Annotated in this window: 16 protein-coding genes; all 16 read right to left on the bottom strand. The window is 33.8% G+C overall.

Translation table 11 applies throughout. From position 1 onward, the window contains the following. Positions 1–11: 11 nt before the first annotated feature. The 16 genes from FKR84_RS01920 to rfbC all read right to left on the bottom strand — a co-directional run bounded on the left by FKR84_RS01920 (position 12) and on the right by rfbC (position 14,977). Positions 12–524 carry an acyltransferase gene (locus tag FKR84_RS01920; RefSeq protein ID WP_141420493.1) on the bottom strand — a complete coding sequence of 171 codons (513 nt, stop codon included), beginning with the start codon at positions 522–524 and terminating at the stop codon, positions 12–14. After that, complete coding sequence (locus FKR84_RS01915) at positions 509–1,573, bottom strand: glycosyltransferase family 4 protein (RefSeq protein WP_141420492.1); 1,065 nt, start codon at positions 1,571–1,573, stop codon at positions 509–511. Before FKR84_RS01915 ends, FKR84_RS01920 begins: the two co-directional genes overlap by 16 nt. Then, positions 1,563–2,756, bottom strand: coding sequence for an O-antigen ligase family protein (locus FKR84_RS01910; RefSeq protein WP_141420491.1), 1,194 nt, complete (start codon positions 2,754–2,756; stop codon positions 1,563–1,565). The genes FKR84_RS01915 and FKR84_RS01910 overlap by 11 nt, the downstream gene beginning before the upstream one ends. After that, complete coding sequence (locus tag FKR84_RS01905) at positions 2,746–3,684, bottom strand: SGNH/GDSL hydrolase family protein (protein WP_141420490.1); 939 nt, start codon at positions 3,682–3,684, stop codon at positions 2,746–2,748. The genes FKR84_RS01910 and FKR84_RS01905 overlap by 11 nt, the downstream gene beginning before the upstream one ends. Continuing rightward, entirely contained in the window at positions 3,671–4,939 is a 1,269-nt protein-coding gene (locus FKR84_RS01900) for an O-antigen ligase family protein (protein ID WP_141420489.1), read from the bottom strand. The genes FKR84_RS01905 and FKR84_RS01900 overlap by 14 nt, the downstream gene beginning before the upstream one ends. Then, a complete protein-coding gene (locus FKR84_RS01895) occupies positions 4,929–6,656 on the bottom strand; it encodes an asparagine synthase-related protein (RefSeq protein WP_141420488.1) in 1,728 nt (575 codons plus the stop codon). Before FKR84_RS01895 ends, FKR84_RS01900 begins: the two co-directional genes overlap by 11 nt. A gap of 67 nt (positions 6,657–6,723) precedes the next feature. Next, positions 6,724–7,665 (bottom strand): sulfotransferase family protein, encoded by a 942-nt coding sequence (locus tag FKR84_RS01890; RefSeq protein WP_141420487.1) that lies wholly within the window; start codon positions 7,663–7,665, stop codon positions 6,724–6,726. A gap of 12 nt (positions 7,666–7,677) precedes the next feature. Continuing rightward, positions 7,678–8,991 carry a flippase gene (locus FKR84_RS01885; protein ID WP_141420486.1) on the bottom strand — a complete coding sequence of 438 codons (1,314 nt, stop codon included), beginning with the start codon at positions 8,989–8,991 and terminating at the stop codon, positions 7,678–7,680. Position 8,992: 1 nt separating this feature from the next. Next, entirely contained in the window at positions 8,993–9,751 is a 759-nt protein-coding gene (gene cysQ / locus FKR84_RS01880) for a 3'(2'),5'-bisphosphate nucleotidase CysQ (protein ID WP_141420485.1), read from the bottom strand. 66 nt (positions 9,752–9,817) lie between these two features. Further along, positions 9,818–11,074, bottom strand: coding sequence for a sulfate adenylyltransferase subunit 1 (locus FKR84_RS01875; RefSeq protein ID WP_141420484.1), 1,257 nt, complete (start codon positions 11,072–11,074; stop codon positions 9,818–9,820). Between the two features lie 66 nt (positions 11,075–11,140). Next, entirely contained in the window at positions 11,141–11,494 is a 354-nt protein-coding gene (locus FKR84_RS01870) for a four helix bundle protein (protein WP_141420483.1), read from the bottom strand. A 104-nt stretch (positions 11,495–11,598) separates the two neighbouring features. Next, entirely contained in the window at positions 11,599–12,504 is a 906-nt protein-coding gene (cysD, locus tag FKR84_RS01865) for a sulfate adenylyltransferase subunit CysD (protein ID WP_141420482.1), read from the bottom strand. Continuing rightward, positions 12,497–13,102, bottom strand: a complete 606-nt coding sequence (cysC, locus tag FKR84_RS01860) for an adenylyl-sulfate kinase (protein ID WP_141420481.1) — start codon at positions 13,100–13,102, stop codon at positions 12,497–12,499. Before cysC ends, cysD begins: the two co-directional genes overlap by 8 nt. After that, positions 13,092–13,556 (bottom strand): DUF2061 domain-containing protein, encoded by a 465-nt coding sequence (locus tag FKR84_RS01855; RefSeq protein WP_141420480.1) that lies wholly within the window; start codon positions 13,554–13,556, stop codon positions 13,092–13,094. Before FKR84_RS01855 ends, cysC begins: the two co-directional genes overlap by 11 nt. Positions 13,557–13,583: 27 nt before the next feature. Beyond that, positions 13,584–14,435 (bottom strand): dTDP-4-dehydrorhamnose reductase, encoded by an 852-nt coding sequence (rfbD, locus tag FKR84_RS01850; protein WP_141420479.1) that lies wholly within the window; start codon positions 14,433–14,435, stop codon positions 13,584–13,586. Then, positions 14,432–14,977 carry a dTDP-4-dehydrorhamnose 3,5-epimerase gene (gene rfbC / locus FKR84_RS01845; protein ID WP_141420478.1) on the bottom strand — a complete coding sequence of 182 codons (546 nt, stop codon included), beginning with the start codon at positions 14,975–14,977 and terminating at the stop codon, positions 14,432–14,434. The genes rfbD and rfbC overlap by 4 nt, the downstream gene beginning before the upstream one ends. Position 14,978: the final 1 nt, after the last annotated feature.

Genomic DNA, 14,978 nt, shown 5'->3' with positions numbered 1-14,978 from the left:
GCTTTTCATCTCTATCTTTTCTTAATAAATTTAGCCGGCACGCCACCAACAATTGTAAAAGCCGCCACATCTTTATTTACAATAGCCCCGGCAGCCACAATTGCTCCTTCTCCTATGCTTACCCCGGGCAAAACCACTACATTTCTTCCCAACCACGCGCCTTTTTTTATGCTTGGCGGATTGGGTTGGGTATCGCCTTGGTTTACAATACTTATATCTGTACGATCGTGCTTATGCGACACGCTTAAAATAGCCACATTGGGAGCAATTAGGACCTCATCTTCTATAATGGCTTGTTGTATAAAAACATTTTCGTTTATACGACAATTGCGACCAATTCTTGTGTGTTTGGCATTAGAAAGATAAACCTTATGCTCTATTTTGGTTTTTTTATCGAATGTTGTAATGCCTAAAATTTTTGCCACGTACCAAACCCGAACGGTATTAGAAAAGCCTACCAACCTAGAATGCGGCAAATGCTGCACAAAAGCGTAATACAAAAAGAGTTTTAGCTTGTGGAACATAGTTTTTTAAAATTGGTATATAAATTAGCGGCTACTTGTTGGGTATCATAAGCTTTGGCTGTTGCTAAAGCTTTGTTTTGCATGGCTTGTTTGGATTCCTGTGGTAAAGCTAAGTAATTTTTAATTTGTTGCACAGCCTCTTCTACGGTTTTAAATAAAAAGCCATTTTTAGCGTTTTGAACATATCCGGTTGGGCCGCCAATATTGCGCGCAAAAATTACATTTTTACAGGCCATAGCCTCCAAGCCAACCAAACCTAAACTTTCCAGTAATTGGGTAGGAAAGATAAACAGCTCTGAAGTTTGATAAATTTCGGCTAATTCTTGTTTGGATTGAAAACCTTTATATTGAATTAGTTCTTTATAAGGATGTTTTTTCAAGCTAGCCAACAAAATTTCTTTCTCGGCGCCGTCTCCTGCCATAATTGCCCTTGCTTGTATGCCATTTTCTTGCAAGGCGGTAAAGATAGATAGAAAATCACGCCATCCTTTTCCTTTGTCTATTCTGGAAACAAAAGCAATGTTTAGTTCTTTTCGTTTACTGATTTCGGGTTTAAATACAGCCGTGTCAATTCCCCCGGAAGGGTAAATATAAAAAGAAAGGTCTATATTGGGGTAACGCTTTTGCACCACTGTTTTAAAATACAGCGATGGCACGACCACAGCATTTGCTTTTTGTAAAGCCTTTTCCTGTAGTTTATCTAAGCTTGTATTTGGTTGTACGGTACTAATATCTGAGCCGTGCAAATTGATTATAATAGGTTTATTTTGAAACAAACTGTACCAATAAATTAATGGTAAATTATGGGTGAGAAAATGCACATAAAGCATCTCATGCCGATTGTAAAAAACCCCGAATACAGCTTTTATATAATATTGGATATAGGTAATTAACTTTTGGAGTGAAGAAGAACGCTTCCCTTTTATTACAATTTTTTGGGTAAAAACTGCTCCGTTTTCCTCTAAAGCCAAGACAGTTTTCTTTACAAAAATCCCAAAAAGTGGGTCTTGTTTAGAAGGATACATATTGGAAAGCAGTTTAATTTTCATTTTTGGCAGCTATAAACAAAGAGACAAATGCGAGAAAGGTGGTAATACCTAATTGGCGTTCTAAAACAGATTCTGTAACAAAGAATAAGATGAATATAAAACTAATATATTGTAAGTATATTAAATCATGTTTAAAACTAAAGTAAAGAACAGATGCTAATATAGAAAAGATGATTAACAAACCTATTACACCATTTTCCATTAAATTTTGTAAATATTGATTATGTGCATTGTATTTATTTTCATAACCAAAAAAACCACTTTCTTTATAACATTGGTTCAATCTGGATTGACTTTTTTCTAAGCCGCCCCCTAATAAATTGGATGGTCCTTTTTTATACGCACAAATAACATTTTGCCAAAGCACCAACCTATTTTCGGAGTCTGATTTTCCTGCTTCGTTTTTAAAAACGGTATTGCTAATTCTTTTTGCAGCATAACCGCCGGTAAAAAAAATAGCACTTATTCCCAGAAACACTAACCCAAACAAAATCAAGGTTTTTTTACCAATATTTTTTCTCTGCTTAAAGAAGCTAAATACACTTATAATTAGAATTGTTATAAGACCAATTCTGGCAGAAAGTAAAAAAGCAATAGCTAATAAATATATGGTGGCAGAAAAATAAAGTATTTTTTTATTCTTTCGCGTATAGCTTAAAAACCTATTAATATAATAAGTAAAAGCTATAACTACTAAAAGCGAATAATAGGTAGAATGAATTTTTAAAGCTTGCGCATAGGATTCGTAAAATATTTTATTGACCAATTGCAGCTGGTGCAAATAAATTATTTTTAATAAACCCAAAAAACTGAATACCAAGACACTTATTGCAAATAGTTTTAAGGTGTCTTTTTTAACCTTTTTATTGATGCTATCTGCGTGGAGCAAAAAACCTATAGGAAGTAATAAAAAATAAAAGTTTTTAGTAAATTGGTTAATCCATAAAACCTCATCATACAAGATATGACTTAGCAAACTACTTAAAAAGTAAATAGAACTAAGACCGATAAAAACCTTAGAATAGAAGCTCCATTTTTGCGTTTTAATATTTTTTAAACCCAAAAGCAAAAAAAGAATTATGGCAATAGTGGTAATGGGCGGCGAAGGAAATGCTAAGCTGATGAAAATTAAGTTCAGCAAGAAAATGGATAACTGGTTGAATAAGGCTGAATTAAATTGCATCTTCCAAACATTTTACGATAAATTTATAAGCTTTTTCCGATAAAGCGTAATCGTATTTAAAATACTCTGATTTCCAGTTTTTCTTTTCTTTTATTTTTTCATAAACGTTTATGCTTGTTATGCCATCAAAGTCCTTATTTTCAAGTGCTTCTACGTTCCTGCCAATATTTTTGTCTATTTTTTTTACAGGACTTGGCGCGGGATACATTAAAATAATCTTAGCATGCGGATTTTGGATTTTTAAATTTGTGACGATATTTTTAATATTTGCTACAAGATCTTTAGTGTCAATTTCATTTCTACCCGTCCAAATTACGTAAACATCTGCCGGGGCTACCTCTTGCGAAAGGCGCGCAATTCCGCTAGATTTTATATTTTTGGCGCCGTAATATTTATAATTATAAACGTCTTTCTTATTCCCTATAAAGTTTACTTCATCATTTTTTTTGTTCCACAAATAGCGCAACTTCTTACCAAATATTAGACAGCAGCCCATTTGTTCTGTAAGCATAGCCACTTTAAGTTTGCCTTCTTTTTTTTCTTTAAGCGAAACTTGGGTTATATTAACTTTTTTGTTTTCTGTATTTAAAGGCATATTAAAGTACCAAACCAAACCGTTAAGTACAACAGCGTCTTCGTTTACTTTCTTATCGGAAAACGCAAAATAATATACTTCTTCATCGGCTTCAAAATTTAAGGCGTAAGTAGTATTTGGTTCTAATGTGTTTTTTTCGCTTTTTAAGCTTAAAGAATTGTATTCAAAATTAATGAGTTGAAATTTTTCTGTTTGAAAGAACTCGGTTTTATCTAAATCGAACTTCAACCTAAAAAAATTATCTTTTTTTAAACCTATAAAAAAGTCTATTCCGCTCGCCAGAATAAGTATCGCAAATACAAGAATGTATATGTATTTTTTATCTTGAAACATCACCAAACTTTTTTTCGTAATAAATTATAGCATATGCCAAAGCAAAAAGTAACGGCCAAGTACCCGCCGAAAACCCCATCGTAAACGGAATTTGTATAAAATAAAAACTCAATAGCATATATGCGTAGGTTTTAAGCTTTTTAGCCTTTGCTAAAGGATATACCACCAATAATAAATAAATTAGTGCAACCAAACCTTGCTCTGCCAATAAATGCGAAAGAGACGAGTCTGACAAAACCACCACTCTATCCGGCCATAAATTGGGCGACATTTTAAAAGCATTTGGATTGTAATTTGCAGAAGCATCGCCAAAAGTACCTAAACCTAAACCAAACGGATGTTTTAAAAATATCTTTATAGCTTGTGCCCAAAACATAGCACGCATTTCTACTACGCCAAGGTTTATTAAGAACGGATGCTCTATGCTTTTAAAAAAATAGGTGTACTGCTCTATTTTAGAAATAATAGCATCATAAGTATAATATATTGCAATAGCTATAAAGCTAGCAATTGCAATAGCTATTTTTATAAAATGCTTTAAAAGATAACGACGGTAGAGTATTAATATCCAAACAATAAAAATGATGTAACTGGTTTTGGAGCTAGAAAAAAGTATTGACAATATCCCTAAAACCAATAAAATATAATAAGCCTTATTTTTTTTTCCCGGCATTTCGTTTAATAAAAGCATAATCAAGGCCGTGGCTCCCAAAGTACCCACATCAAATAAGCCGGTAAACCGCCCAATTTTTGTCCAACCACTTACGCGCAATTCGCTATAACCAATGGCTGCTAAAATTTGATTATCGGTATAAATCTGAAGGATTATAAAAATAAAATTAAACCCAAGAACAAAAATAAAATATCGACGCAAGGACAGTAATAGTGAAGAAATGCTTTCTATTCTAAAATTATTTAAAAATGGTATAAAACACATAAACACCATTAACTTGTAATATTCGTAGAAGAAGCTTATAAAATTTTCGTAATAGAAGAGTAAGTAGATAAAACTAAGAACACTAAAAATAATAATAAATTCCGGTTGATAAATTTTTAGTTTGTGTTTGAGCAATAAAACCAAAAAACCCATTCCGTAAACCAATAATATTGCTAACTCATCGGTTACTCCCAACTGAAACATCCCGTTCAAAATTTCGCCGAAAAAGTTGAGCGATAAGGCGATGATGCTTACTAGTAATAGAAAGAAATAAGAACTTTTATATTTTAATTTTAGTAATTTCACCTTAACTTTCAAAATGAAGTTTTATAGCTAAAACTACGGTTAATACCGCAAATCTATTTCGGTATTCAAAAATATCTTCACTATATATTTTTTCTAAATCTTGTTTTAATTCAGCGTTGTTAATTAATGGTAGATTTTCTTTGAATAATTTATCAAATTCCTGTAAAATGTATTTATCATTTTGAAGCCAGTTAGCAATAGGGTTCATGCTATCATACTTTAAACCAAAGTATTTTTTGCCTCCATTTACGTATTTTTTTATATAGCGCCCATAATTAATTTTAAAATTAGTGTTGGGTTTCAATCCAATTTTTTCCCATTTATAATTTAAAATTTCCGGGTGTTTATCTTTTAACCAATCGAAGTAAATTTGTTGATTAATTTTAAATTTATTGGGTACTGAGAGCATAAAATTAATTAAAGCTGTATCAAAAAAAGGAGAGCTATGATCTATAAAATTATTAATTTGTTTATCTCCAGTTAGAGCTCCATTTACAACCCTTTCTTGATAGGCAAACAATTCATAATCTGATAGTTCAAATTCTTCCAAAATATCATCTATTGCTTTGATTTTCTTTATCATATCAAGATGTTTTATAAATCCTGTTAAACCTATCTTATCTTTATTTTGTTTAAAGCTAAAATTAGGTTTAAGCAAAGAACCAAACAAAGCATCTCCTATTTGTCCTGAATGAATCTGACCGTAACCGCTAAAATTTATGTTTTTATAAACATTATATATGATAGAACTTGGTGTAAAGTGAACCAAACCATCATTAGATTTAATATAATTTTCTAAAATATTTTGGGTAAAAAACTTTCCATTATACAAATGAGTCTGTAAATGAATTTGAAAATGATTTTTGGAAATATCTGAAGCAATTTTCACATCACTAGAATTTGGATTCCCAAAGGTGTAACCTGTTATAGATTGGTAGTTAAGCTTGTCTGCCAATAAAGCATTTACGCGAGAATCCATACCACCACTAATTAAGGCTATCTTATTTGTGTAAGCATATTCTTCATCTTTATCCCACTCTCGCTTTACAGCACTCAGCATTAAATCATCAATTTGATTGATTATCTCTTTCTTAGATAAAGAAACTTGCTTTTTCTTAAACTTATAATATTGATGTTTTTCTAAAATCTTATCATCTATAAAATAATTTAATACGCTGCCATAAGACAATCGTTTTATTTCTCTCACCAAAGTATATTCCTTAAACATCTGCCCATATAATGCTAAGGAGTAAATTCCATCGTAATCATAGGTTATAGGGATTTTATGTTCCCTAAGTAATTTTGAAAGCACATGCATTTCGGAAGCAAAAGCAAAACCGTGTTTTTTATCATAAAAATAATAAATACTCTTTGATGCCAAGGGATCTGTATAAACTTTTAAGCTCTGCTGTCGTTTGTCGTAAAGAAAACATGAGAAATTACCTTTGACTTTTTCTATAAAAAAATCTCCCCTTTCTTCATAAGCTGCTATTATTTCTTTGGGAGTTTTTGTTGAAGAATAATTAATCCCTTCAAAGCAAATAAGATAATTTTCATTTTCATAAAAGAACCTATCTTGTTGAAATTTATTTAAAACAGACCTGCCAAAACGGAAATCTTTATAAGTAATTTCTTCTTGAACCGTATTTTTAAATTTACTGTTATAGAAGTTATTACAAATATCTTTTTGGTGATTATTTTTTAATAGCACTCCATAAATGCCAGCCATCTTAAATAATTTAGAATGTATTAAACAAAGTTAAATTTTTCTTCTATGTAACGGCTTCAAAATACAATTATTCACGTATATGTGCCAAAATAGCGTCTATTTCTTTGGCTTCTTTTGCACTTAATGTCTTTCGCCATTTACCAATACTATTAGCATTTATAGGTTTACTTATATTTTTGTGATGAGTATGCACTTTCGTATCTCCCAAATTATCTGCGTTCTTCCAAAAATTTAACATTGTGGATTTATAATTAATGTCTAAAAACTTGGATACATTTTGTAAAACCTCTTCTGTATTAGACACTAAAGACTCATATTCTACTTCAAGAAATTGATCTTCTGGTAATTTCTTTTTAAGCCAAGCAGTCTTACGATAATAAATTAAAAAAATTTTTGCTGCTGTTTGGATATCTGGAAAAATCTGATTTTTTACTGCAGAAGCTATAGCATCTTTTGGGTCACGCTTCATATAAATATATTTCGCTTTAGGATAAATTTCATAAACCTTATCTATGAAGCGTGTATTTACTGGAGTTTTATCGCCCCAATACATAATTTTTCCATATTTCTGCAAACTATATGTTGCGTATATTTCGTTAATTAAATTAGACAGCGTTTGTTTTTCTTTAGGCAGTGTTCTAATTTCTTTCTTTAAAGAAGATAAGTCAGTTTCCCAGGTGTAAAATTCTTTATAGGCTTCAAATTCACCAATTAATAAAGATGATAATTCATTCCACGGTAAAAAATCATAGGTTTTGTATAGTTTAATTAGACGCGGTAGGACATAAGATTCTGGTGGAATAACCACCTCATCACCTGCCACCAACATAGAACGCAATAAAGTATTTCCAGAACGACCAAAACCAATTATAAAAAATGGTTCTTTAAAATCATGAATGGTATTTATTTTCCTTCTTTTGGTTAAAAACCGCCAACTTAGATTTGATTTAACCAAAAAAGAAATCGCTCCCGCCGGAATACTATTTTTTATTTTTTCTAACCAATCCATTTAAAAACGATTTTACCTTCCCAAAAAAGGATTATAAAAAGAGGTAATGTTCAATTTTATTTTTAGGTAAAGTGCACAACCCACATTCCAAAAAACCATACTGCATACTGTTGCGATTGCGGCACCAATACCGCCATATAATGGCGTAAGCACAAAAGTAAGCAAAAGGTTGATAAACAGCGCGGCAAGTACAAAGTTTTGATAAACCTTTTGTTTGCCAATCATTTGCATAATAACGCCAACAGAGCCGGAGAGCGAGTTGACCAACTGGCCGGCGCAAAATATAAACAGAATTATATAACCGGCTTTAAATTCTTCGCCAAAAATACCCAGTAGAAAATCGTGAAAAACCAAAATAACCGCCAAAACTGCAACCGTAATCAGGAAATTGAGTTTGGTAGAAAACTGTATTAGTTTTTTATACACGTCTTCTTCGTTTGCGGCATAACTTTTTGCAATTTTTGGCGCCAAAATAGAGTTGATGGCCTGTAGCGTAAAGGTGGTAAGCGTCGCCACTTTTAAACTTATATTGTAAATACCTACATCGTTACTTTCTTCATAAATACCCATTACAAAGGTGTCCATCCAGCCCAATAAAACCAGAATAGACGACGAAAGCATCATGGGAAGCGAGTCTTTTAAAAAATACCAGGAATTGTTTTTAGTCTTAAAACTAAGGGTATTAATCTTGGCAATTACCATCCCCAAACTTAGTAAACTGGTTATTAAAATGGCATAAAAATGCGCTTGCACGATAATAATTGGATTTTTACTGAAGGTGTAAAAAATAACCAATAACAGTAAACCAAACAAAAACCGACTAGGATTATCGAAAAAAGCAAAAATGTGGTTTTGTTTTTTTGCCCTAAAATAGCTGGAGCTTACCAAAGTTAGCGACCAAAAGGGGATTGCAGCTAAAATCCACGGTAAATAAGGTAATAATTCCGGTTTTGGCTCCCGAAACACCTGCATAACAATTGGCTCTCTAAAAAGATAAAGCAGACCGGCCAAAATAGTGCTTACAAAAAAAGATTTTAAAACCGATTTGTAAAAAATACCGGTTTCGGAGTCGTTACGCTCATCTGAAAAAAACCGCACCAGATTAATATCCAGACCAAGCCTTCCTATTACACTTAGAATTAAAAACATAGAAAAACCCAGCGCGATAATTCCATAAATGTCTGCGCCAAATTTTTTTGTGATAAAAAGTGTAAAGAGATAACCTATTAACGTACCGCCCAGTCTAAAGCCCAAAAAAGAAAATCCTTTGGTAAGGATTTCTTTTTGGTCATTATCTTGTAAAAGTTTTTGAAGCCGTTTTTTCATTTCATCGTTTCACCAAAAAATTTGGATTGAGTAAATTCTCTTTGTTGTAACGCAAAGGTTTCTCGTCTTCCATATTGATAACTTCCAGATTTAAACCTTTTAAAATAGCGTGTGCTGCCGCCGTATCCCACTCCATTGTTGGAGCAAAACGCGGATAGATATCTGCTTCGCTATCTGCAATAAGCATAAATTTTAAACTACTACCCATAGAAACGGTTTCGGCGTTGTCAAATTGCTCTATGTATTTTTTGGTTTCATCGTTTAAATGCGAACGCGAAGCTACAATACGTATATTACCGGTTTCGTTTTTAATGAGTTCTAATTTGTGCTGCGGATCCATATTTTCGTCCATAAATGCGCCTATTTCTTTTCCGCCAAAGTAAAGTTTATCTAAAACCGGAGCGTAAACCACGCCCAAAATTGGTGCGTTTTTATGTATTAAAGCAATATTTACGGTAAACTCACCGTTTTGTTTTACAAATTCTTTGGTGCCGTCTAACGGATCTACCATCCAGAAATATTCCCAATCTTTACGCTCGCTGTACGGAATTTTTGCTCCTTCCTCCGAAAGGATAGGAAAATCTGTTTGCTTCAACTTTTCGACAATTGCATCGTTTGCTTTTTTGTCTGCAATAGTAAGCGGACTGTCATCTTTCTTGATTTCTACCCCAAAATCGTCAGAATTGTAGACTTCTAAAATTTTAATGCCGGCATCTCTAGCCGCGTCTATGATTAAGGGAATATATTCTTTTACATTCATAACAAGTTTTTTTAAGCCAAAAAGATAATGCATTTTTTTAGCCGACTGGTAGCTTTAGCATTTATTTTAGATAATCATTCCCGCAGCAACGGTTTCGTTGGTATTGTCATCTATTAAAACAAAACTTCCGGTATCGCGATTGTCTCTATATTCGTCTGCCATCAAGGGCTGGGTGGTTCTTATTTTTACCCGGCCAATATCATTCATTTTAAAATCTTTATCGTCTGTAATCCTATCGTAGGTATTAATGTCTATTTTATACAATACCTCTTTTATTAAAGCTTTTTGCTCGTTAGACGTATGCATAATTGTATATTTTGTTCTCGGTTTGGCATCGTCTGTATTTAACCAACAAATCATAGCATCTATATCTTGCGAGGTTTGCGGTTGGTTGTTGGTTTTAACTATCATATCTCCCCGGCTAATATCTATATCGTCTTCTAAGGATACGGCTACAGACATTGGCGCAAAAGCTTCTTCTATCTCTTTTTCGTACAGGTTAATACTTTTTATTTTGGAAGTAAAACCAGATGGCAAAACAGTAATTGCATCTCCCGGTCTAAAAATACCGCTAGAAACCCTACCGGCATAACCTCTGTAATCTATAAAGCCTTCGCGCTGTGGGCGTAATACTGTTTGCACGGAGAGACGCGCGTCTATTTTATTAATATCGCTACCAATATGTATGGTTTCTAACTCGTGCAATAAAGGCGAACCCTGATACCAGTCCATATTTTGTGAGCGGTTTACCACATTGTCACCATACAAAGCGCTAATAGGTATATACCGAATGTCTTTTATGATTAGCTTAGAAGAAAACTCTTCAAACTGACTAACAATTTTGTTATAGGTTTCTTCGGAATGTTCTACCAAATCCATTTTATTGATACACACAATTATATGCGGAATTTGCAATAACGAAGCGATAAAAGCGTGTCTTTTGGTTTGCTCGATAACTCCGTGGCGGGCATCTATCAAAATAATGGCTGCATTTGCCGTAGATGCGCCGGTAACCATATTTCTGGTATATTGAATGTGCCCCGGTGTATCTGCAATAATAAATTTACGTTTTGGCGTGGTAAAATAACGGTAAGCAACATCTATGGTAATACCTTGCTCACGCTCATCGCGTAAACCATCTGTAAACATGGCCAGATCTACACCTTCGTGTCCTTTTTTCTTACTAGAATTTTCTACGGCTTTCATCTGGTCTTCAAAAATAGACTTCGAGTCAAAAAGCAAACGCCCAATCAAGGTACTTTTGCCATCATCTACACTTCCTGCCGTGGTAAAACGTAATAATTGATTTTTATCTATATGCATGATATTTTTTTTAGCTATAAGCTTTATGCCGTAGGCTTTAAGCTTAATTTTTTTTCGAATTTTTAGTTATGCTATAAGTTTTTTACTCAAATTATATAACTTTCCTTTTATATGGTTCACTTTTTCTGTGAGCAAGTTGTAAATTTTATCATCAAAAAGTTTTAAATCTCTACTTAAAAGAATAAAATATTCTAATTCGTGAGCAGACCCTAAACTTATTTGAACAAACCGATTAAAATCTTTATCGGAATTTCTTCCGCAACCTTCACAAAAATTAGCAGGAATAGAATATGCTGCTCTGCGCATTTGCGATACCATTTGATATTTTTCGCTATCGGGAAAATTTGCCGTTAACTCATATATCTTTATTGTTAGTTGATGAGACAATTTCCAAACTTCATACTTATTAAAATCTCTCATTTTCTATAGTCCAGCTCTAGGCTTTAAGCTTTATTTTTTAATTATGCATTAGGTTCTTTGCTTACAGCCTGCTGCTTAAGGCTTAAAGCAGCGCAAAACGCTACCTAAAAATACCCCTCTTTCTTTCTATCTTCCATAGCGGTTTCAGAGCGTTTGTCGTCTGAGCGGTTGCCGCGTTCTGTTTCGCGCATTGCGGCTACCTCTTTTGCTATCTTTTCTACCGTGTCTGCTTCGCTTTCTATTCCGCCGGTAATGGTAATATCTCCCAAAGTTCTAAAACGTATTTTTTTGGTTACGATTTCTTCATTTTCGTCCAATTTTAAATATTCTGAATTTGGTATCCAAGAACCTTGACGTTTTACTACTTCACGCTCGTGGGCGAAATAAAGCGACGGAATTTGAATGTTCTCGCGCTGAATGTAATTCCACACGTCCATTTCTGTCCAGTTGCTTATTGGGAAAGCTCTAAAATGCTCGCCTTCAAAATATTTTCCGTTAAGGATATTCCATAATTCCGGTCGCTGATTTTTTGGGTCCCATTGTCCAAAATCATCCCGGTGCGAAAAGAAACGTTCTTTTGCCCGAGCTTTTTCTTCATCACGCCGACCGCCACCAATAGCGCAGTCTACTTTGTTGTCTTCAATAGCATCTAAAAGCGTTGTGATTTGTAATTTGTTACGCGTAGCATTTTTTCCTTTTTCTTCGGCCACGCGACCTTTATCTATAGATTCTTGAACCGAACCTACGATTAAACGCGCATCTAAATCTTTTATCAATTTATCACGAAAAGCAATGGTTTCCGGAAAGTTGTGCCCGGTATCTACGTGCATTAATGCAAAAGGTATTTTGCTGGGATAAAATGCTTTTTTGGCCAAATGGGTTACCAAAATAGAATCTTTTCCTCCGGAAAAAAGTATTACCGGATTTTGAAATTGCGCATATACTTCGCGAAGAATATATATAGCTTCCGACTCTAATTCATCTAAATAATTTAAATAATATTTACTCATGATTGGGTAATTCTAATTCCGGGTTAATGACTTTAATAATTCTTTTTATCGAATCTTCTATACTTTCAAAATCCGAATTTATTTGTATTGTTGGGTTTTCGGGTTTTTCGTACGGCGCGCTAATACCGGTAAAATTTGGTATTTTTCCGGCGCGGGCTTTTTTGTACAAACCTTTTACATCGCGCTTTTCGCAAGCTTCTACACTGGCGTTTACAAACACTTCTATAAAATTCTCTTTGCCAACTATTTCTCTAATTTTGTCCCTGTCTTTTTGCATCGGACTTATAAAAGCTGCTAAGGTAATAACTCCGGCATCGATAAACAACTTTGCGGTTTCTGCAATGCGTCTTAAATTTTCTTCTCTGCCTTCTGGCGTAAAATCTAAATCTTTGTTTAGACCACCTCTAATGTTATCGCCATCTAAAACATAGGTTTTTTTGCCTTGCTTGTGCAAATAAACTTCTACCTGATTTGCCAAAGTAGATTTGCCGGAACCGGACAAACCCGTAAACCAAATTAATTTGGAATTATGCTTGTTTTGCTCCCGCCTTTGTTTAACGTTAACGTTATAATCTTGCTTTACAATATTAGTGCTCATGTTGCTTTTCTGCTTCTTCTTCTTCCGAAGAACGTTCGTATTTTAATCCGTAATCTATTTTATACCAAGCTCTTTCGTGCAGGTAATATAACAGCATTTTAGAAATTACTTCTATAAAACCAACTTTTAATCCTGTGTACGGATTGCCCGAAATTACCCATGCCAAAATTATAGTATCTGTGGTACCAATTATACGCCAGGTAATGGTTTTGGTAATGTGCCGGACTTTGCTTTCTTGCGAGCCAAGTAGTTTTTTAAGGTTTACCCGAACCCAAAGCCGTTCGTGCAAATAATATAAAATAATTTTTGAAATAGTTTCGGAAGAACCTACTCCCAAACCTATCATAATATCTCCCGAAACCAACCAAGTTATCAAAATGGTATCTATAGTACCAACCACACGCCAGGTGATGGTTTTTGCAATATGCCGTTTTTGGGATATTTTTCTATTCATTTGGCGGTTTTAGGGGAGTTTTTAAAACTAGTTTTGTTGTAAACTTTTTAAACTTTCCTGCCAGTCTATTATAGCAATATTTAGATTTTTTTTGATTTTTTCTTTAGAAAGCACACTATTTACCGGTCTTTTTGCTTTGGTTTTATACGCATTTGATGCAATTAAATTTACCTTATCTAATTTTTTTGCATTGCTAAAAATTTCTTTTGCAAAACTATACCAAGTAGCTTCGCCTGCGTTGCTAAAATGGTATAAACCATATTTTTTTGAACCGGAATCTATGGTTTCTAAAATTGCCGAAGCCAAATCGTTTGCATTGGTGGGCGTGCCTTTTTGCGCTGTGGTAATTTTTAAAACAACGTCTTTTTCTTCTGCTTTTTTGAGCATGGTATTAAAGAAATTATGCCCGAATTCTGAGTATAACCAAGCTGTCCTAAAAATAAAATAGCGCTCTAATTTTTCCTGTACCACTTTTTCTCCCGCAAGTTTAGAAGCGCCATAAATATTTATTGGGTTAGGAAGATCTGTTTCTTTATACGGCTTGTCGCTGTCGCCATTAAACACATAATCTGTAGAAATATGTATTAAAACACTTTTTTGCTGTATACACGCGTTGGCTATATTTTCTACTGCTTTTTCGTTTATTTTAAAGGCCTTTTCTTTTGCATTTTCGGCTTCTTCTACATTGGTGTAAGCAGCGCAATTAATGCAATAATCGGGTTGATAGTGGGCAAAAGTTTCTTCTACCGCGCTTTTGGAAGTAATGTCTAAATCTGCTTCGGTTTTAAAAATGAGCTTTAACTGTTTATGGTTTTTAGCTATTTTTTGCAAACACATACCTAGTTGGCCGCCTGCGCCGGTTATTAAAACGCTTTTCATTGTAAAAATTGTTTTAAAGTGGGTAATTCAGCATCTTTTTCCGAAAGGATAATATCTTTTTCAGGAATTTTCCAGTCTATATCTAAATCTTGATCGTTATAAATTATACCTCTTTCAGAAGCTTTATTATAGTAATTATCACATTTATACGAGAAAATAACCTCTTTAGAAAGGCTAACAAAACCATGGGCGAAACCGCGCGGCACAAATAGTTGTTTATGGTTTTCTTCTGAAAGTATTGCTCCGTGAACTTTTTTAAAACTCGGCGAATTCTTCCGTAAATCTACCGCCACATCATACACTTTTCCTTTTACTACCCTAACTAGTTTTGCTTGTGCATAATCTCCCACCTGCAAATGCAATCCGCGTAAGCTGCCATATTGCGAAGAAGATTGGTTATCTTGTACAAAATCTTTAGTAATACCGGTGGCTTCCTTAAATTTTTGATGGTTATAAACTTCAAAAAAACTACCTCTGTTATCGGTAAAAACACGAGGGGTAATTAACAGGCAATCTTGTAAGGGCGTTTTTTCTATCTGCATA

This window comes from Haloflavibacter putidus (assembly GCF_006546625.1).
Classification (GTDB): Bacteria; Bacteroidota; Bacteroidia; order Flavobacteriales; family Flavobacteriaceae; genus Mesonia; species Mesonia putida.
This window is presented reverse-complemented; position numbering and strand designations above follow the sequence as displayed.